Origin of the sequence: Tundrisphaera lichenicola, assembly GCF_051175385.1 — a bacterium.
GTDB classification, from domain to species: Bacteria; Planctomycetota; Planctomycetia; order Isosphaerales; family Isosphaeraceae; genus Tundrisphaera; species Tundrisphaera lichenicola.
In genome coordinates, this window is the sequence record NZ_CP195106.1 from 516,312 (window position 1) to 535,276 (window position 18,965).

General features: G+C 67.0%; 15 protein-coding genes. 10 read left to right on the forward strand and 5 right to left on the reverse strand.

What is annotated here, in order from left to right; translation table 11 throughout:
• Window positions 1–209 precede the first annotated feature (209 nt).
• Entirely contained in the window at window positions 210–500 is a 291-nt protein-coding gene (locus P12x_RS02055) for a hypothetical protein (RefSeq protein WP_435009162.1), read from the forward strand.
• Between the two features lie 99 nt (window positions 501–599).
• Here P12x_RS02055 and P12x_RS02060 read toward each other — a convergent pair whose 3' ends face one another.
• The 3 genes from P12x_RS02060 to P12x_RS02070 are packed head-to-tail and all read right to left on the reverse strand — an operon-like array spanning window position 600 to window position 3,185.
• On the reverse strand, window positions 600–1,610 hold the full coding sequence (locus P12x_RS02060; protein WP_435009163.1) for a M28 family peptidase: 1,011 nt from the start codon (window positions 1,608–1,610) through the stop codon (window positions 600–602).
• A gap of 16 nt (window positions 1,611–1,626) precedes the next feature.
• Entirely contained in the window at window positions 1,627–2,241 is a 615-nt protein-coding gene (locus P12x_RS02065) for a Maf family protein (RefSeq protein ID WP_435009164.1), read from the reverse strand.
• Between the two features lie 2 nt (window positions 2,242–2,243).
• On the reverse strand, window positions 2,244–3,185 hold the full coding sequence (locus P12x_RS02070; RefSeq protein ID WP_435009165.1) for a YfaP family protein: 942 nt from the start codon (window positions 3,183–3,185) through the stop codon (window positions 2,244–2,246).
• A gap of 373 nt (window positions 3,186–3,558) precedes the next feature.
• On the opposite strand from P12x_RS02070, the gene larB reads away from it, so the two are divergent.
• From larB to P12x_RS02115, 9 genes are all read left to right on the forward strand, one after another.
• On the forward strand, window positions 3,559–4,392 hold the full coding sequence (gene larB, locus P12x_RS02075; RefSeq protein ID WP_435009166.1) for a nickel pincer cofactor biosynthesis protein LarB: 834 nt from the start codon (window positions 3,559–3,561) through the stop codon (window positions 4,390–4,392).
• The gene (locus tag P12x_RS02080; protein ID WP_435009167.1) at window positions 4,370–5,251 is read left to right on the forward strand and encodes an NAD(P)H-hydrate dehydratase; all 882 of its coding nucleotides are present in this window, start codon (window positions 4,370–4,372) and stop codon (window positions 5,249–5,251) included. Before larB ends, P12x_RS02080 begins: the two co-directional genes overlap by 23 nt.
• Window positions 5,252–5,522: 271 nt before the next feature.
• Window positions 5,523–5,984, forward strand: coding sequence for a hypothetical protein (locus P12x_RS02085; protein WP_435009168.1), 462 nt, complete (start codon window positions 5,523–5,525; stop codon window positions 5,982–5,984).
• A 220-nt stretch (window positions 5,985–6,204) separates the two neighbouring features.
• Entirely contained in the window at window positions 6,205–7,746 is a 1,542-nt protein-coding gene (locus P12x_RS02090; protein WP_435009170.1) for a sodium:solute symporter, read from the forward strand.
• Between the two features lie 178 nt (window positions 7,747–7,924).
• Window positions 7,925–10,288 (forward strand): exo-beta-N-acetylmuramidase NamZ domain-containing protein, encoded by a 2,364-nt coding sequence (locus P12x_RS02095; protein ID WP_435009171.1) that lies wholly within the window; start codon window positions 7,925–7,927, stop codon window positions 10,286–10,288.
• Between the two features lie 94 nt (window positions 10,289–10,382).
• Entirely contained in the window at window positions 10,383–11,933 is a 1,551-nt protein-coding gene (locus P12x_RS02100) for a sulfatase family protein (protein ID WP_435009172.1), read from the forward strand.
• 107 nt (window positions 11,934–12,040) lie between these two features.
• A complete protein-coding gene (locus tag P12x_RS02105) occupies window positions 12,041–12,352 on the forward strand; it encodes a hypothetical protein (RefSeq protein WP_435009173.1) in 312 nt (103 codons plus the stop codon).
• A 216-nt stretch (window positions 12,353–12,568) separates the two neighbouring features.
• The gene (locus P12x_RS02110; RefSeq protein ID WP_435009174.1) at window positions 12,569–12,868 is read left to right on the forward strand and encodes a hypothetical protein; all 300 of its coding nucleotides are present in this window, start codon (window positions 12,569–12,571) and stop codon (window positions 12,866–12,868) included.
• Window positions 12,869–12,909: 41 nt separating this feature from the next.
• A complete protein-coding gene (locus P12x_RS02115; protein WP_435009175.1) occupies window positions 12,910–14,367 on the forward strand; it encodes a sulfatase family protein in 1,458 nt (485 codons plus the stop codon).
• 36 nt (window positions 14,368–14,403) lie between these two features.
• Here P12x_RS02115 and P12x_RS02120 read toward each other — a convergent pair whose 3' ends face one another.
• Both P12x_RS02120 and P12x_RS02125 read right to left on the reverse strand, forming a co-directional pair.
• Window positions 14,404–15,153 (reverse strand): SGNH/GDSL hydrolase family protein, encoded by a 750-nt coding sequence (locus tag P12x_RS02120; RefSeq protein ID WP_435009176.1) that lies wholly within the window; start codon window positions 15,151–15,153, stop codon window positions 14,404–14,406.
• Between the two features lie 451 nt (window positions 15,154–15,604).
• Window positions 15,605–18,769, reverse strand: a complete 3,165-nt coding sequence (locus P12x_RS02125) for a beta strand repeat-containing protein (protein WP_435009177.1) — start codon at window positions 18,767–18,769, stop codon at window positions 15,605–15,607.
• Window positions 18,770–18,965: the final 196 nt, after the last annotated feature.

Sequence of the window (18,965 nt, forward strand, 5' to 3'; positions counted from 1 at the left end):
GCCCCTCCCGAAAGCGCGCGAATGCACGCCCGAGGGCCCGGCCGATCGGGCCGGAATGTACCGGCAAGCCCCCGATCCGGGAAGGCCAATGCCGAGGCCGGTCCGTGCTCCTCCCTCACTCCTTGCCCAGCCGGACGAAATCCGACAATCGGGAGCCTTTCGCCAATCCTCGTGCTAAACTGGTCTCAGACCCACGACGAGGAAGCACCATGAATCCCGCATCCAATATCTCGACCCAGGTCCCCCAACCTTCGCAGATACCGGCCGAACTCCTGGCCCTCCGGGCGAGGATCCGGGCCATGCCCGCCGAGGTCCGGGCCGAGCTGGAGCCCCTGGCCGAGGACGCTTGCGAGCAGGCCAAGTTCCGGGGGCGGGCCCTCTCGCTGGCCCGCGAGGCCCTGGAACAGTTCCGCCTGGAACTTTCCGCCGCCAAGTTCGACCTCGACATGACTCGTCGAGAGCGCGAAGGGTTGCGGCACCTGATGGAGCGGGAGTTCTGATCGCTCCGGGCGGTCTTTCCTTCGAGGATCCGGTCCGACCCTCACCCGGCCTTCGGCCACCCGCTCCCGAGGGGAGAGGGAAGGGAGGGGCAAGTGTCCTTATCTTCCCCGGGGCTTGGGCTTGTTCAGCCAGGCAGTGACGACCTTGCCGACCTGGGCCAGGCTCTCGCCCGAGCAGTTCTCGGGGATGTCGCTGGCGGTGTGCCAGTGGCGGTAGGGGAAATGGATGATGTCGATCGAGGGGATCCCGCCATTGTTGAGCGGGAGGTGGTCGTCATAGACGGCCATGCCCACCCGGTCGCGGAACTGGGGGATCTTCAACGACCGGGCGACCCCCCAGACGTCGTTGACCAGCCGGTTGGCGAACTCGATGCTGTACTGCTCCTTCTCGATCTTCAGGTCCTTCCCTCCGACCATGTCGAAGACGATTCCCGCGACATAGCGGGGTGCGTTCTTGGCCCGCTCGGCGTAAGCCTTGGCGAAGGCCTTGGAGCCGAAGAAGTATTCCCCTCGCTGGTCCTGACCTCCGCCGTAAACCAGCTCCTCACCGTCGAATAGGACGAGGTCGACCCCCCAGGGGGTGTTCGAGTCGGCCAGGTGGTGGGCGATCTCCATCAGGAGGGCGATGCCCGAGCCGGGGTCGTTGGCCCCGAGGAAGGGCTGCTTTCGCTTGATGGGATCGGGGTCCTCGTCGGGGAAGGGGCGAGTATCGTAGTGGGCCCCCAGGACGACGCGATCGGTCCGCTCGGGGAACCACGAGCCGATCAGGTTGGCCATGACCACCGGGTTGTTGGAGATCGGGTCGTTCCCCGAGACCGGCTGCTCGCGGACCTGGCCTCCGAGCTTCTTGAAATGCTCGGCGACCATCGCACGGACCCGGGCATTGGCGGCCGAGCCGGCGGGGTGGGGTCCGACCTTGCAGATTGCCTTGAGGTAGCCGTAGGCCCGATCTCCGTCGATTGGGGCCGGGGTGGCCTTGCTGGTCGCCTGGGCCATCGTCGTCCTCAGGCCCGGCAAGAGCCAGGCGGCCGCACCAATTCCGATCGCCGCGACGAGAGCGGCGACGCCGACAAGGCGGAAGGTCGGGGTCGGGGTCTTCGTCACGGTCATCGGGATGGCTCCGGGTTTACTCGATATCCGAGCCCATCCTAGCCGAGTCGCCCCGGCTTGTCAGGCGGGGATATCCGGCCAGGAGGGCCGCGAGCCGCTCCATCGGCAGGCCGACCACGTTGGACCAACTCCCTTGGACAACATCGATGAACGGGTCGTCGTCCTGGACCCCGTAGGCTCCCGCCTTGCCTTCCCAGAGGCCCGAGTCCAGGTATTCCCCCCGCTCGTCATCGGTCAAGCGACGGCACCGGCAGATCGAGACCTCCGCCGCGCCGATCCACTCGCCCCGGTCGGCCCGGTAGAGGCAGATTCCGGTCACGACCTCGGTGTCCCGCCCCTCCTGGAGGCGGAGCATCCGCTCGGCGTCGTCGCGATCGGTCGGCTTGTTCAGGATCAGGCCATCCACGGCGCAGGCGGTATCGGCACCGAGGATCAGCCCCGAACCCCTCCGGGCGGCCACACTCGATGCCTTCCGCCAGGCGAGGTTCGCCACGTACTCGGCCACGGGAATCGGGCCTTCGGGCTCGGGCTCGTGGATGTCGGAAGGGTCGACCTCGAAACGATATCCGGCCTCGGTCAGCAGCTGACGACGGCGAGGGGAGGCGCTGGCGAGGATCAGGGGAATGCTCATCGTCATGGGGCGGACAAGGGGCGGAACTCCGGGAACTTCCCCTCCTCGGAGATCGGCTGCCCCTTGACGATCAGTGTGTAGGGTTTGGTCTTGGAGCCGGGGACGGTCAATCGATCCTGGATGACCTCGACTCGCCCTTCATGCTTGATCCGGACCTTCCAGCGGGTCGGCGCGGCGACGCCCCGATTGCCCCCGTAATAGTGCACATACCATTTGTACTCGCCGGGGGGGCCGGGACCGAGGTCCCTCGATCCGTTCTCGTTCCGCTTGAGCCAGTAGATGTTCTCGGGTCCGAACCCCTCGACGTTGTCGACGTCAAGTTCGCCGCCGAACTTGCCCTTGGGGTCGTTCCAGTAGATTTCTTTCCCGCCGGGCTCGATGACATGGAGGTCCATGTCGGCCCGGGAATCCCAGATCAGGGTGAACTGAGGGTCGCCCACCCGGACCGCGACGCCCTGGATGTTCTCGCCGCCGTTGCCGAACTTGGCCAGGCCGAATCCATCCCCCCTGCCGGCCCCGGGGTTCCCGGTGTTGCCCTGGAATCCGGCCAGCGGGTTGGGGGCGATCTCGGACGTTTTGAGCCGGGCGAAGGTGGCTTCGGGCCGGGGGGCCATCGGGAGCGGTTCGGGCATCGAGATCGGGGTGTCGAGCCCCCCGAGCGCCGTCAGGCCCTCATCCACGCCGAACTCCGAGCCCGCCAGCTTGGTGTCGAAGGTCCGGACCTGGCTCGGCTTGCTGCCGAAGAACCAGAGGCCCATGATGAGCAGGAGGATCGAGTGCCCCAGGATCGACCAGGCCCAGCCGTGGAATTCCCAGGGGGATCGCGATGGCTCATCGATCTCGTCCTCACCCGGTGGGGCGAGGACGACCCCGGGCAAGGCCGGCTTCGCCATCGGGACGGGGCGAGTCGTCTTGCTGGCTAGCTTTGGAGACGGGTCGGACATCGCGCACCCTCCCAGGAGCGACCGGACCTTTCGGCGGCTTCGGCCCCATCGTCGCAACCAGCATAGCACGACTCTCGGACGCGTCGGAAGTCCGGAACGTTGCGAGGGAAGTGCGACACGGGTTACAAATACTATGCTCGCCGGCTACGAAGTCGACCCTTTCGCCCTCGCTCTCCCCTCGGGAGAGGTCCGGGTCGGGCGGTCTTCGAGGGGCCGGTGATTCCTGGCAAACGGCATGGACGAACGTGGGCCTCGCGAAGCTGACGGCGGGACTCATCCCGACCTTCTCGCGGGGTAGGCCCGTGACACGGCCTCCGGAACCCGCCCGCCGGATCCGCCGCCCATCGCCGAGATCGGCCATCTGGGGATGTTCATGGATTCTCACAAGTTGCAGCGTCTCTTCGAAGCGGTCCAGAAGGGGGATGTCTCGCCCGCCGAGGCCTCGAAGCGGGTCGGGACGGCCGCGCTGGAGGAGACCGGTGCGTTTGCGACGGTCGACCTCCACCGGGCGATCCGTTGCGGCTCGCCCGAGGTGATCTTCGGGCAGGGCAAGACGGTCGAGCAGATCGTCGGGATCATGCGGACCCTCCTCCGTCACGGGCAGGGGGGGCTGGTCACGAGGGTCCCGGCCGAGGCCGGGGCCGAGCTGGTTCGCGAGTTCCCCGAGGGGGAATACAACGCAATGGGCCGGACCTTCCGGGTCCGCCAGGGCGACCCCGGGCCGCAGCTGGGCAAGGTGGTGGTGGTGACCGCCGGGACCAGCGACCTCCCGGTGGCCGAGGAGGCCAAGGTCTCGGCCGAGGCCTGGAACTGCGAGGTCTCGCTGGTGGCCGATATCGGCGTGGCCGGGATCCACCGCCTCTTCAACCGGCTTCCCGACCTCCAGGGGGCCGATGTCCTGGTGGTGGTCGCCGGGATGGAAGGGGCCTTGCCCAGCGTGATCGGCGGCCTGGTCGATTGCCCGATCATCGCAGTGCCCACCAGCATCGGTTATGGGGCGAATTTCGGCGGCCTGGCGGCGTTACTTGGTATGCTCAATAGCTGCTCGTCGAACGTGGTGGTCGTCAACATCGACGGCGGGTTCAACGGCGGCCACGTCGCCGGCCTGATCGCCCGGAGGGCCGGTCAGGCCCGGGCGGGGTCGTCGGGCGAGGAAGTCCCGGGCAAGATCGAAGAAGTTAAAGGTGCCTCCCATCATGGCGATTGAGCGGATCGAGAAACTCCCCCGGATGAAAGAGCGGGCCGGGGACGGACACAAGGGGACTTACGGGACCGTCCTGGCCTTCGCCGGGGGCCGGGGTTCCGCCGGGGCCGCGGCCCTGGTCGGCGGTTCGGCCCTGAGGTCGGGCGCGGGCCTGGTCCGGGTCCTCTGCCCCGACGAGGTCCAGCCGACCGTCGCCAGCTTCGAGCCGAGCTACATGACCTATCCGGTCGTCTCCGACCCCGACGGCCTGGCCTCGCTCGGTTCGTCCAAGCGGATCCTCGACCGATTCTTGCCTACGGCCAGCGTCCTGGCGATGGGGCCGGGCATGGGCCAGTCGCCCGCCCTCCGCGAGCTGCTCCGCTGGGTCCTCGACACGGTCACGGTCCCCACGGTCCTGGACGCTGACGCCCTGAACAACCTGGCCGGGCAGACCGAGGCCCTCTCGAAGCTCAAGAGGCCCGTGGTCCTGACGCCTCACCCCGGCGAGTTCGCCCGCCTGACCAGCCGGACCACCGAGGAGATCCAGGCCGACCGCGAGACCCACGCCCTGGCCCTGGCCGAGACCCCCAACCTGATCGTCGTGCTAAAGGGCGAGGGGACGATCGTCACCGACGGGACGAGGCTTTACGTCAACACGACCGGCAATCCCGGGATGGCCACCGGGGGCTCGGGCGACGCCCTGACCGGGGTGATCGCGGCCCTGATCGCCCAGAAGATGGACCCGTTCGACGCCGCGTGCCTCGGGGTCTACGCCCACGGCTTGGCCGGGGACATCGCCCGCGATCAGAACGGCGTGGTCGGCATGATCGCCGGCGATATCGTCGATTCGCTGGCCGACGCGTTCCACCACCTCGCCCCTTGAAGGGGAGGTGGTCGGGTGTCTCCGAGGAATCCTCGGCTCGGGCTTGAGTTGTTTCCCGGGTGGCATGCTTTTCGCGGAGCGTGAGCATGCCACCCGGCGAGATTGTCCGATCTCCTCGCCCCCTCCCAGTTGGACTGTCCCGAGGTCCGAGCTTGGCGTATACTGAAGCGTCTGGGTTTACGCCCAAATAAATAAGCGCACGTCACCGAAACTCCAGGAGGTCGGGGTGCCATCACGCGATGATTCGCCGTCAACGTCATGGACGTACCGGATGGAAGTTTCCCCGACCGGCCAACCTTCGGCGACCCCGGGCAGCCCCAACGCCGATCCCGTGGCCCTGCTCCAGATGATGGTCGGCCTCCAGTCGCAGACCCTGGAACTCCAGAAGCTGATCCTCCAGAATCAGCAGCAGCAACTGGAGTTGGCCCGCGAGGCCACCCAGGTCGCTCGCGAGCAGAGGGCTCGCCAGGTGGCCGAGCTGGAGCGCTGGCAGTCCGGGCATGACCGGGTGATCGACCAGTGCCGCGACTCGCTCGGCCAGCTCGAACAGGTCCACTCCGCCTTGATGGAAGAGCTGGTCAACCACGTCGCCGAGCACCACGAGAACCTGGTCGAGGGGGATTTCGCCCTGACCGACTTCGTGGACAAGTTCGGACCGCGACTGGCCCACCTCAACACGATGCTCGCGATCCTCCGACCCCTGGCCGCCGCCGCCCGCAAGCCGGAAGCCTGAAGTAGCGTCCTGCTTGCTCTTTCGCCCGGCGCGTCAAGGATCAGGGTGACGCTATCGTGCCACGAGCGAAGACGACTCCTCGACGGCCCCAGGGCTCGCCGTTAGTCCTTGCCCCGGACCAGTAACGTAGCCACAGAGGCCTCGGTCCGTTAGATTGGCGACTCCGATGGTCGGCCGGCGGGATCCGCTGCGCCCTTGCGAGTTCGCGCCGGGAGCGATCATGCAGCCTCTGGATTTTGGCGTCCTCCTCCTCTACATCGTCGGCTGCACGGCTTTGGGGGCCCGGATCGGGTCGGGCTCGGGGACGAAAGGGCTCAAGGGGTATTTCCTGGGCGAGAGCAATATCCCCGGCTGGGCGGTGATGATCTCGATCGTCGCCACCGAGACCAGCGCCGTGACGTTCCTGAGCGTCCCGGGGATCGCCGTGAAGGGGGACATGACGTTCCTCCAACTGGCCCTCGGGTACATCGCGGCCCGCGTGGTGGTGACGCTCGTGCTACTCCCCTCCTACTTCAAGGGGGAGATCTACACCGCATATCAGGTCCTGGAGGTCCGCTTCGGCGGGGCGACGCAGAAGGCGGCGTCGATCCTGTTCCTGGTCACGCGGACCCTGGCCTCAGGGCTCCGGTTGTTCCTGGCCTCGATGGTCCTCCGCGAGATCACCGGATGGGAATTGTCCTGGTCGATCGTGGTCATCGGCATCCTGACCTTGATCTATACCTATCTCGGCGGGATCAAGGCTGTGGTTTGGATCGACGTGATCCAGTTCGCCGTCTATCTGGTGGCGGCCGGGGTGGCGATGGTGATCCTCGTCCGTCAGATCCCCGGGGGCTGGGACGAGATCTGGCAGCGGGGGATGGCCGCCAACAAGTTCCGGGTCATCAACTTCGGCTTCGACGGGGTGGCCCGGCCGCAATCCCTCGGCGAGGCCGGATCGGCCCTCTACGGGATGCTCACCCAGACGTACACCTTCTGGGCGGGCCTGATCGGCGGCCTCGTCCTGGACACGGCCACGCACGGGGCCGACCAGATGATGGTTCAGCGCTACCTGACGGCCCGATCGCAGAAGAGCGCCGGCTGGGCCCTGATCGCCAGCGGCTTCGTGATCCTGGCGCAATTCGCCCTCTTCCTGACGATCGGGGTCGGGCTCTGGGTGCTCTATCAGGACCAGACGCCGGACCGGGTCCTGGAGAAGACCGACCAGTATTTCCCCTATTTCATCGTCCACTACCTGCCGACCGGGCTGCTCGGCCTGGTGATCGCTGCGGTCTTCTCGGTGACGATGAGCACGGTCTCGGGGGCGCTCAGCTCCTCGGCCTCCTCGGCCGTCAACGACCTCTATCGGCCGCTCTTTCCCAGGTCCGACGAGAAGCACCTGCTCCTGGTCTCGAAGGGGATGACGGCGTTCTGGGGCGTGGCTCAACTTGGGGTCGCCCTGGCGGCCGAGCGGCTGAGCAACAGCGTGGTCGACAACGCCCTGGCGGTCGCCTCGTTCGTGACCGGGCTCTTGCTCGGGCTGTTCCTGCTGGGCCTCTGGACCAAGGATGTCGGGCAGAATGCGGCCTTCGTCGGCCTGATCGCGGGCACGGCGGCGGTCTCGGCCGTGAAGTTCCTGACCGACGTGTCCTACCCCTGGTATGCCCTCGTGGGATCGGGGACGTTGGTGATTGTCGGGATCCTGGCGAGCCGGCTCTTGCCCGAAGGGGCGAGGGCCGATGCGGGATCTCTTCCCCCCTCTCCCCCCGGGAGAGGGCCGGGGTGAGGGGCCCCCACGTGGCCGGAATTCTGTCAGGACTGTTATTCGAGCCATCGACGTGTTCGAAAGACCCTCACCCCGGCCCTCTCCCGAGGGGAGAGGGAGGCAGAGTCGCCCCTCTCCCGGGGGAGAGGGGGCAAAATGTCGATTGGTGCCCGCATTACCCGATTATGAGTTTGTCATCATGAGACTTCTCCTCCTGGCCTTGCTCCTGACCCCCCCCGCGATCGCTTCACTGCCCGAGGCGCGGCCGGAGGCGCTTGGGATCGACCCTTCGCGGCTGGCGCGGGTCGAGGATGCGATCGCCCGCGCGATCGGCGAGAAGACGGTCCCGGGGGCGGTGGTCCTGGTCGGCCGCAAGGGGAAGATCGCCATGGCTCGGGCCTTCGGCAAGCGGTCGGTCGAGCCGACCGACGAGCCGATGACGCGGGACACCGTCTTCGACATGGCCAGCCTGACCAAGCCGGTGGCCACGGCGACCTCGGTCATGGTCCTCCTCGAGCGCGGCAAGTTCCGCCTGAGCGACCCGATCGTCCGGCATCTCCCCGAACTGAAGGGGAACGGCAAGGACGCGATCACGATCGACCAGCTCCTCCGGCATCGGACCGGCCTGATCCCCGACAACCCCATCGCCGACTACGCCGACGGCCCCGAGAAAGCCTGGTCCAGGATCGCCGAACTGGCCCCGACCCGGCCCCCGGGCGAGGCGTTTATTTACAGCGATGTGAATTACCTGATCCTGGGCCGACTCGTCGAGAAAATCTCCGGGCAGTCGCTCGACCAGTTCGCCCGCGCGACGATCTTCGATCCCCTGGGGATGGTCGACTCCGGCTTCCGGCCCGTCGGCGGCCCGGTCGACGAGCCGACGCCCCTCGCCCGTGTCGCTCCCACCGAGCCCGAGGGCGGCAAGATGATCCGGGGGGTGGTCCACGACCCGAGGTCCCGAGCCCTGGGCGGCGTGGCCGGTCACGCCGGGCTGTTCAGCACCGTCGACGACCTGGCCATCTACGCGCAGATGATCCTCGACGGCGGCCAGGGCCCGAATGGCAAGCGTATCCTTTCGCCGCTCACCGTCCGAGCGATGACCGACCCCGGCTCGACCCCCGAAGGGCAGCGGCGCGGGCTCGGCTGGGATATCGAGACCTCGTTCAGCTCTCCGCGGGGTAGCCTCTTCGGCCCCGGAAGTTTCGGCCACACCGGCTTCACCGGGACGAGCATCTGGATCGACCCGGAGACCGAGACCTTCGTGATCCTACTGACCAGCCGGCTCCACCCCGACGGGAAGGGGGGCAGCCCCGTCGCGCTCCGGGCCGAGGTCGCCACGCTGGTCGCCTCGTCGATCATGGACGTTTCCCCGAGGGTCGTCGAGCGATCGGCCGTCGTCCCCGCCCCCTCGGCTCCCGTCCTCCCGGCGATCCGGCCGGTCGACTGCGGCATCGATGTCCTGGCCCGTCGCGAGTTCCGCGAGCTGAAGGACAAGCGGGTCGGCCTGGTCACCAATCACACCGGGCGGGACAAGGCGGGAGTCCCGACGATCGATCTCCTCTTCGGAGCCCCCGACGTCGAACTGGTCGCGCTGTTCAGCCCCGAGCACGGCATCCGGGGCGAGGTCGACACCACGGTCGCCGACGCCAAGGACCCGAAAACCGGGCTGCCGATCTTCAGCCTCTACGGCAAGACCCGCAAGCCCTCGCCCGAAAGCCTGGCCGGGGTCGAGGTCCTGGTCTACGACATCCAGGATATCGGCACGCGGTACTATACCTACATCAGCACGCTCGGCCTGGTCCTGGAGGCGGCCCGAGAGAACCACATCCCGGTCATCGTCCTCGATCGGCCCAACCCGATCGGCGGCGAGGCCATCGCGGGACCGGTCCGAGACGCCGACTTCGCCTCGTTCATCGCCCACCACGCCCTGCCGGTCCGCCATGCGATGACCGTCGGCGAGATGGCCAAGCTCTTCAACGCCGAGCGATCCATCGGGGCCGACCTGACCGTGATCCCCGTCGAAGGCTGGAGGAGGTCCGACACCTTCGACCGGACCGGCCTGGAATGGACCAACCCCTCGCCCAACATGAGGAGCCTGACCGAGGCCCTGCTCTATCCCGGCGTCGGGCTCCTCGAGGCCAGCAACCTCGCCACCGGTCGGGGGACCGACACCCCGTTCGAGCGCCTGGGTGCCCCCTGGATCGACGATCGGGCCTTTGCGAAGGCCCTCAACGAACTGGCCCTGCCGGGCGTCCGGTTCGTCCCCGTCCGGTTCAGCCCCAGAGAGCGGCAGTTCAAGGATCAGGAGTGCAAGGGAGTGCAGATCGCGATCACCGACTGGGCCACCTTCGAGCCGGTCGACCTGGGTATTTCGATCGCCATCACCCTCCGCTCGATGTATCCCAAGCAGTGGCAGCCCGAAGGGTTCCTCAAGATGCTGGCCGACCGCGACGCTTATGAAGCCCTCCTCTCGGGGGCCGACCTCTCGGCGATCCGCTCGACCTGGGACGGCGAACTGGCCGAGTTCGCCAAGGTCCGGGAGAAGTATCTTCTCTACAAGTGAGCAGGGCTTGAGGGCTCGTCGGTGGCATGATTGACCGATGAGGTTGGGCAGGGCGAGCCCTGCACGACCAGGACTGGGACGGGAGGAGCGGAGCATGCCGAAGCGTCGAAGCTGGTTCCGGCTGGTCGCCTGGTGTCTCCTGCTCGCCCCGGTGAGCCTCGCCCATCCCGACGACGGCCGACCGATCCGCCCGAGACCCCCCAAGCCCGCCGAGGGGAGCCCCCGGGGCCCGAACATCCTGATCCTGATCGGCGACGATCAGGCCGGCGGGACGCTCGGGATCGACGGCGACCCTCATCGGGCCACACCTCGGCTGGATGCCCTGGCCCGGCAGGGAGTCCGGTTCGACCGGGCCTATTGCTCCTCGCCGGTCTGCACGGCCAGCCGGCAGTCCTTCATCACCGGGCTGCTCCCCCACGCCGTGGGAGTGACCCGCCTGACGACCCCGCTGCCCGACGACGCCCTGACCCTGGGCGAATGGCTGGGCGACCTGGGGTATGACACCGCGGCTTTCGGCAAGATGCACTTCAACGGACCGGCCAAGCACGGGTTCGCCGAGCGGATCGATGCGCCCGACTGGAACCGGTGGCTCCGCGATCACATGCCGCCCGGCGGCGATCGTCGGCGCAAATGGCGGCCGTTCGTCGACCCCGCCGCCGTCTGGCTCAACGCGGCCGGTCGATCGTATGGCCTGCCCGCCTCGGCGATGCAATCCACCTACCTGGTCGATCGGGCCGCCGAGTTCTTCGTGCGCCACAAGGACCAATCCCGATCCAACCCCTTCCTGATGGTCCTGGGCTTCTCCGAACCACATTCTCCGTTCATCTTCCCCGACGAGTGGGCCGGGAGGTTTCGCCCCGAGGACTTCCCGGTCCCGCCGGTCTCTGAGGCCGACCGGGCGAACCAACCGAAGATCTTCACCGACCTGTCCCCCCGGGAGAAGCAGGGGATCGCCGCCGCGCATTACACCTCGCTGTCGTTCCTCGACCACCAGATCGGCCGGGCCCTCGACGCCCTCGACGCCTCGGGGCTGGCCGACGACACGATCGTCGTCTACTTCGGCGACAACGGCTATCTCGTCGGCCAGCACGGCCGGTTCGAGAAGCACGTCCTGCTGGAGCCGGGTGCCCGAGTCCCCCTGATCCTCCGATGGCCCGGCCACCTGCCCGCCGACCGGCGGGTGGCGGATCTCGTCGAACTGGTCGACGTCCTGCCGACCCTCCTCGAGCTCGCCGGTCAGCCCTCCCCGCCCGACCTCCAGGGCCGGAGCCTCAAGGCGCTCGCGATGGGCGAGCCGGGGGCGAAGGGGCGCGAGTTCGCCTTCAGCGAGTACCTGGAGAACGAGGAGGCGATGGTCCGGTCCGACCGATACAAGCTGATCGCCGGCACCGGGGCCAGGCGACGCCTGGACGGGTACGAGACCGCCAACCCGCTCCCCGGCCCTTACGAGCGGCTCTACGACCTCGAGGCCGACCCCGATGAGGCCACCGATCTCCGCGACCGGCCCGAGTTGGCCCCGGTCGTCGACCGGCTTCGTCGCGAGCTTCACGATCGACTCGTCTCCACCCGGGGGGGACAGACTGCCGTCCCCCCCGGCCTCTCCGAAATCGAGGCGATTCGATGGTGTCTGGTGCCGCAAGATTGAGATATGATATAATGTTATTGTGAGTAGAATTCACGCATGATGTGAGCAGGGTTCACCTTATTGGCGATGGGTGATGCGTCCCCGCTCGCGTGCGATAAGATGCCCGCATGCGAGCACCTCATCTCACGGTTCGTCGATGGATTGCGCTGGTGGCGGCCTCGGCCATCGTGCTGTCATTCGTCCATCAAAACGGCCCTCGTCCCGGGCTCTACGCTTCCGTCGGCGGCCTGAGCCTGGGCGTCTGCCGCAATGAATCGATCGACCGGTTCATCCTGGCGTACCACGCTCGGGGCGGTTGGGCCCATCAGGCGGGCCTCTGGCAGTCGGAGGGTCATGGCAACCTGATCGCGGGAGTCGAGATCCAGAATGGGCGGGTGATCGTCCGGGCGAAGATGGGGATCAACGCGGTGATCTGGTGAGGAGAGCGTGATCTGGTGGTAGACTCTCACGGGACGAGAGTTGCGGAACGATTCGGGAATCCCCCCGTCACCCGGGAAGGAGTCGCCAGCAGGGAACAAACCGGGGATCGTCCGGAAAGACGCTTGGCCGGATCTCGACCGATTTCCTACAATCGATCCTCGTCGTGATAGGACCGTCGGCCGCTGGATGAGTCCTCGGTTGATCCGGAGGGGGTGATGAGGCTCTCGAACCTCCTGTTCATCATCCTGGTGCTGGCCGTCGCGATGGGGATCGCTCGCGACGAGGTGGGGCGGGTCGCGGTGATCGTCTTCGTGACCGGCCTGGGGACGGTCGTGGTCGTCCTGGGCGCGATCATGGCCCTGTTCCAGACCCTCGGATCGTTCGGCGAGGCGCAGAGCCTCCTCTCGCATCTCGAGGCCCTGGGGGCCACGGCGGTCGTCCTGCTGGTCGGTTCCTCGGCCACGCTGGGCCTGCTATTCGTCGGGGCCTTGCTCGTGCAATGGGCCGTGCCCTGAACCCCGACGCCCGCGCGTCGATGCCCCTGGGGAACTCCGCCATGACAATCCGGTCGGCCTTCCTCCTCTTGTTGGCGAACCTCGGGTTGTCGGCGATCGTGATCGGGGCCGAGCCCTCGCTCGCTCATCGACCCAACATCTTGCTGATCCTGCCCGACCAGTGGCGTGGGATGGACCTGGGATGCATGGGCAACGCCGAGGTCCGGACGCCCCACCTCGACCGGTTGGCATCGCAGGGGGTCCTGTTCCGGAACACCTTCGCCAACACGCCGGTCTGCTGCCCGGCTCGCGCGATCCTCCTGACCGGAAAGTACCCCCACAAGAACGGGATGGTCGCCAACGACCTCCGGCTGAGGGAGTCGGAGACGACCCTCGCCGAGATCCTCGACAAGGCGGGCTATCGGACCGGATTCATCGGCAAGTGGCACCTCGACGGCGGCAAGCGCCAGCCCGGCTTCGTCCCGCCCGGGCCTCGTCGGCAAGGGTTCGAGTACTGGGCGGCCAGCGAGTGCAGCCACACCCACTTCCACCCCACCTACTTCCTCGACACCGACCGGCCCATCACCGAGGACCGGTTCGAGCCCGAGGTCTGGACCGACCGGGCGATCGAGTTCCTGGGGCAGGGGGGGGATGCCCCGTTCTTCCTGGTCGTCTCGATGGGGCCGCCGCACGACCCCTACGGGGCCCCCGAGAAGTTCATGAACCTCTACGACCCGGCCCGCCTGACCCTGCGTCCCAACTGGGAAGGGAACGACCCCGGCGCGGCCCGGAAGCAACTGGCGGCCTACTACGCCGCGATGACCGCCGTCGACGAGCAGGTCGGGCGACTGATGGAGGCGCTGGAGGACTCGGGGCGGGCGAAGGACACGATCGTCGTGTTCACCTCGGACCACGGGGACATGCTAGGCTCGCAAGGCCAGCGGTTGAAGCGGAAGCCCTGGGAGGAGTCGATCAGGGTGCCCGGCATCGTCCGATATCCCGCCCGGATCGAGGCCGGTCGGACCTTGGATGCGCTGCTGAGTCACGTCGACCTGGCCCCGACCTTGCTCGCGCTCTCCGGCCTGCCGGCCCCGGCCGGGATGCAGGGCACCGACCTCTCGTGGGTGGTCCTCGGCACGACCGACCGGGGTCCGGATTCGGCCTTCTTCCAGATCTTCGTCCCCTTCGCCGGGGACGGGACCCCCCACCCCTGGCGAGGGATCCGGACCGACCGATGGATGTACGCCCGGACCGAGGCCGGACCGTGGGTCCTCTACGACCTCGAGGAAGATCCCTACGAGCAGAAGAACCTGGCCCGCGATCCTGCCCACGCCAACGAGCTGGCAAGTCTCGAGTCCCGTCTGAACGACTGGATGGAGCGGACCGACGACGCGTGGTCCAACAACTCGATGGAGCCCGTCGAGGATAAGGGGCGTCTCTACCGGTTCGAGACCTTCACCACGATCGCCGAATACCTCGAATGGGCGGAGGAGCACCCCGAGCTTGCGCCGAAGGATTGAGCCGTTCGCCTCAATCCTCGGCCGGGGATGACGCCGTCAGTCCTTCGCCTCCCCTTCCTGCTTCATGGCCTTCCAAAGCGCGTCGGCGATGGCGGCCATGCCCCTGTCGCCGGGATGGCCGGCGACCCCCTCATCCTCAATCTTCCGTTCCGACCGGGCAGAGTTCGCCGGGTCGATTCCCATCTCGCCGAGGTCCACGAAAATCCCTCCGACTTCGGCACAGGACTGCTTCAGGAGGCGATTCTTTTCCGCGTCCGGCCAGAACTGGCCCCGGACGAAGAGCTTCGGATGCCCGTGCTGGCCGAGCTGGGAGAGCAGGTCCCTCATGGCGTCGGAGAACTGCTTGCGGGCTTCGTCGGTCTTCGGCGAGGTGGCATTTTCGCCAATCGCGAGAATGAGCAGATCGGCCTCGAAGGCGAGTTCCTGCTTCAGGGCCTCAGGGATGTTGAAGCCGGACATATTTCGTTCGAAGTCGGCGATATTGCGGATCATCACCTTCGGCGTCCCACCGGCCGCCTTCGCGACCCGGCCCAGCAACAGATGGACGTAGTCCTTCTCGGGAGCACTTGCGGCCATGCCCCAGTTGCCGGTCCAGCCAATCTTCGGCGCCGGTTCGTGCAACGTGATGCTGTTGCCGAGAAACAGGATCTTACCGACGCGCAACGTTCCAACTTTCAGGCCATCCTCCGATTTCGCCGACGATGCCCGACCCAGCATTGGCAGGGAGGCGATTGCCAGGCAAACGCACGCCTTCGCCACGTCGCGTCGCTTCAGGAATGATCTCAAGTTTCGGCCCTCTTCGACGATTGCCAGGTTACCGATCCCCTTCGCGAACGACGGCCAAGGTATCCCGAACCGTGGGATTTGTCACCCGATCATCGAAGGTCCTCGCCCGTTGCGAGTCTGGTAGTCAAAGTCTCGGGATCTGGAGGCGGCGGCGTATGAGCATCGGAGGAAGCTCTCCCGGCGGCCCGACATGGCCAAAGGCCCGGTTGCGCCTTCCTGGGCCGTCGCGAGGCCCGAAGAATCGACGGGGAGGGCTACGGCCGGGCGGTCGGACGAGACCTCCGCCTTAACCCCATCAGTGCCGGGTTGGTCCCGAGCCCCGAGTCCTGGGCGTGGTCGAGCCGTCCGGGCACGATCAATCCCGCCCCTCGACCTCCCTGTGTCGCTCACCGGGCGATGCTCAATCCCTGGGGGCGAGCATCGCCCGGTGAGAACCCCGAGGGGGGGCGACTCACGGGAGGATGACGACTCCTCGTGAGTTCGCCAGGTTGACGTTCCCCAGGACATTGTTCGCGATCGTGTTGCCCCGGGCCGCGGTCCCTGCGCAGTTCCCGGTCGCTTCCAGGCCGAAGCGGAAGTTCGAGAGGATCTGGTTGCCCGAGCCCGGGATGGGGCCGCCGATGATCAGCCTGCGGGCCTTCTTGAGCAGGATGCCATCGCCCGTGTTGGAGTTGATCTGGTTCCCCTGGACGGTCGAGCCGTGGACGAGCCCTCCCACGGTCAGGCCGTTGCCTCCGTTGTGAGAGATCGTGTTCCCGGCGACATTCGATCCGACCTGGTTGTTCTTTCCCCCGTCGATCACGATCCCGCCGCCGGCATTGGCCTGGATCTGGGAACCCAGAACCTTGTTGCGGCCCGACGACTTCATGGTGATCCCGGCGCCGGCGTTGTAGTTGATCACGACCCGGTCGGTGCTCGACCCGCCGCCGATCGTGGTGCCCGATGTCCCGGGGCCGAGCAGGATCCCGCCCCGGGTGTTGCCCAGGGCGACGGACCCATCGAAGTTGGTGCCGATGTTGGTGTTGTAGATGACGTTGTCATGCGCCTTGTCGACGATGGCGATCCCGTAGCCGAGGTTCGCCGAGACCGTCACCTGGGGCTCGACCGAACGCTGAAATCCGCCGATGGCGTTGCCGTGGGCCCGGCCGGAGATCCGGATGCCGTCGCCATGGTTGGGGATGGCATACATGATCGAGGTGTTGGTCCCCACGGCGGTCTGGGTGACCTCCACCCCGGTCGCGTTCCCCCCCAGTTCGATCCCGTTGCCGAGGTTGCCCGAGACGATGTTGGTGCGGAGCAGGTTGTTGCCGCCGCTGGAGGTGATCAGCATGCCGTCCTTCTTGTTCGGGGCCGACCCCCCGAAGGCGAAGACCCCGGCGAACGTGTTGAACGAGATGAAGCCGCTGGCCCGGTCCTTGACCTCGATCCCGTTGCCGTCGTTGCCCGAGATCACGTTGCCCAGCGGGATCACGCCGCCGACCTGCGTATTCCGGGAATTGCCCGAGACCAGGAGCCCGTCGCCGCCGTTGGCCACGACCGACGCGTTGTTGGCACCCGCCCCCATGAAGTTGGCCTGGACCGTCGTGTTGTTCGAGTTGTGGATCCGCAGGCCGTTGCCGCCGTTGCCGCTCAGCACGTTGTAGAAGACGAACGGATCTTGCTGGAACGTGCATCCGATCAACTTGTTGTCGTTGGCGTCGACGATCGCCACGCCATCGAGCTTGTTACCGAGCGCGGAGTTCCCCGAGGCGGCTGTCCCCACGAAGTTGCCGCTCAGGAGCGTATCGCTGGATCGAGCGTTGATCAGCACTCCGTTGGCCTTGTTGCCCGAGATCAGGTTCCCCTGAGGAGGCCGGACGAAGACCCCGGCCGTGGGGTTGTTGCCGCCCGTGGCCTGGCCGCCGATCATGTTCCCCCGGGCCCCCTTCGTGACCAGGATTCCGTTCCCCTTGTTGCCCAGGGCTCGCGTGCCGGTCCCGTCGGTCCCGATGTTGTTCATCGCGATCGTGTTGTCGTTCGACCCGTAGATCCCGATCCCGTTGCCGCCGTTCCCGCTGATGACGTTGGAAAGCCGGAAGCCAACGTTGACCGTCGCCTGGTACGACTGGGTCGACGGCCCGAAGATCACGCCGACCACTTGGTTCCCGGCCACCGAGTTGGCGCTGACGAATCCCGGGACGGTCGGGTCGTTCAGGTCGACCCACTGGCCCGGCCCGAAGCTCCGGTCGGTGTTCCGACGGACGCTGACGAACGAGCCCTGCACCGGATTGTTCGAGCCGACCTGGACCGAGTCGGCGACGAGGGTGTAGACGCCCTTCTCATCGCTGCTGATCCCCTCGAAGTGGGTGATGAAGTCCTGGCCGACCAGCCCGTTGGGATAGGCGAAGGAGGTCCACTGCGAGTATTTCCCGGTCGCCGAATCGTAGTCGACCAGGTAGGCGTTGGCCACCGCGCCGTTGGCGATGGAGGGGCTGGTGTAGCCGCCGCAGATGGTGTAGCTGGTCCCGCCGTTGTACCAGATCCCGTAGGCCGTGGTGGTGGTCGAGCCCGGATAGATGATGTCGGGCAGGAGCGACTTCGAGGCCACGTCGTAGAGGAAGGCGTGGCCGGTCCCGAGCGGCGCGTTCCCCTCGGGGCCGTCGGCGTTGCCCACGGCGAGCCCGCCCATCGTGCTGTGGACGTAGGTGTACATCGCGCCCGGATAGTCGATGGTGGTGTAGTTGCCGGCATTCGCGAAGTCGGCGTCGGTCCCCTCGAAGAGGAATCCCTGGACGGTGTCGTTGCCGGTCTTGTAGCTCCCGACCAGGCGGAGGACGCCGTTAGCGAGCGTGTCGGGGCCGTAGATGCTGGTGGCGGTCGCGCCCGGGACGTTGACCAGTGAGGTAACGCCACCGCCGGAGATCGGCCCCTGGTAGAGCAGCCCGTTGGTGCCCGAGGTCCCCGCGATCAGGTAGCCCGACCCTGAGGCGGCGTTGCGGATCCCTTGCCAGGCCGAGACCGGGGCCGAGGTGATGACGCTCGGAGTCTGGTAAGCGATGCCCGTGACCGGGTCACTCCGGCCGATCAGGTTGTCGTGCGAGGACGCGTTGATCTGGATGCCGTCCCCCTTGTTGGCCGCGACGGTCCGGCCGTCGGATTGGAGGCCGATGAAGTTCCCTTCGACCGTGACGTGAGACGCGACCAGCGTGACCCCCGCGTTGCCGGCGTTGATCACCGAGAGCGAGCTGAGAATCGACCGGTCCGCCCCTCGGGCGAACTGGAAGCCCTTCGTCCCTTCGAGGTTCACCGTCACGACGGGCGACCCGGCGAAGGACGGGGCCGAGGTCCCGTCGATGGTCAGGGTATCGGTGATCGAGGGGAGCGAGTTCCGGCCGACCTTGATCGTGCCCGGCCGGCTGAAGTCGATCGTGTCGGCCCCCGGGAGGGCGTTCGCTCGCAGGATCGCCTCGCGGAGCGAACCCGGGCCCGAGGCCTTCAGGTTCGTGACCGCGAACGTGGCCATGAGCTGGCGACTCTCCAGGGTCTCGAAGCCCGACACTCGGGCGGCCCGGCGAGCCGGGCGAGTCGGCCGGTTCTTCCACTTCGAGAAGGAGGAGGCGCCTTCGAGGAGCGTCATGGTGTGCAATCCTTACAGGTCGTCGAGTTGGGCGAACGGGTCTCTCGGGCGATCACCCCGGGACCGTTGCGCCGGTCGAAGAGGATCCCATGACGATAAGCTAAGACATGGCTCGACGAAGTGGGCCTCGACGGAGAATATCCCGGCCGGCATGGCGTGAGAAACCGAGCGCCCGACCAGCCGGGAATCGGTATCA

Excerpts from the sequence above, each read along its gene's own strand:
- P12x_RS02055 (WP_435009162.1), top strand. The coding sequence starts at position 210 with ATGAATCCCGCATCCAATATCTCGACCCAGGTCCCCCAACCTTCGCAG.
- P12x_RS02060 (WP_435009163.1), bottom strand. The coding sequence starts at position 1,610 with ATGACCGTGACGAAGACCCCGACCCCGACCTTCCGCCTTGTCGGCGTC.
- P12x_RS02065 (WP_435009164.1), bottom strand. The coding sequence starts at position 2,241 with ATGAGCATTCCCCTGATCCTCGCCAGCGCCTCCCCTCGCCGTCGTCAG.
- P12x_RS02070 (WP_435009165.1), bottom strand. The coding sequence starts at position 3,185 with ATGTCCGACCCGTCTCCAAAGCTAGCCAGCAAGACGACTCGCCCCGTC.
- larB (WP_435009166.1), top strand. The coding sequence starts at position 3,559 with ATGGATTCTCACAAGTTGCAGCGTCTCTTCGAAGCGGTCCAGAAGGGG.
- P12x_RS02085 (WP_435009168.1), top strand. The coding sequence starts at position 5,523 with ATGGAAGTTTCCCCGACCGGCCAACCTTCGGCGACCCCGGGCAGCCCC.
- P12x_RS02090 (WP_435009170.1), top strand. The coding sequence starts at position 6,205 with ATGCAGCCTCTGGATTTTGGCGTCCTCCTCCTCTACATCGTCGGCTGC.
- P12x_RS02095 (WP_435009171.1), top strand. The coding sequence starts at position 7,925 with ATGAGACTTCTCCTCCTGGCCTTGCTCCTGACCCCCCCCGCGATCGCT.
- P12x_RS02100 (WP_435009172.1), top strand. The coding sequence starts at position 10,383 with ATGCCGAAGCGTCGAAGCTGGTTCCGGCTGGTCGCCTGGTGTCTCCTG.
- P12x_RS02105 (WP_435009173.1), top strand. The coding sequence starts at position 12,041 with ATGCGAGCACCTCATCTCACGGTTCGTCGATGGATTGCGCTGGTGGCG.
- P12x_RS02110 (WP_435009174.1), top strand. The coding sequence starts at position 12,569 with ATGAGGCTCTCGAACCTCCTGTTCATCATCCTGGTGCTGGCCGTCGCG.
- P12x_RS02115 (WP_435009175.1), top strand. The coding sequence starts at position 12,910 with ATGACAATCCGGTCGGCCTTCCTCCTCTTGTTGGCGAACCTCGGGTTG.
- P12x_RS02125 (WP_435009177.1), bottom strand. The coding sequence starts at position 18,769 with ATGACGCTCCTCGAAGGCGCCTCCTCCTTCTCGAAGTGGAAGAACCGG.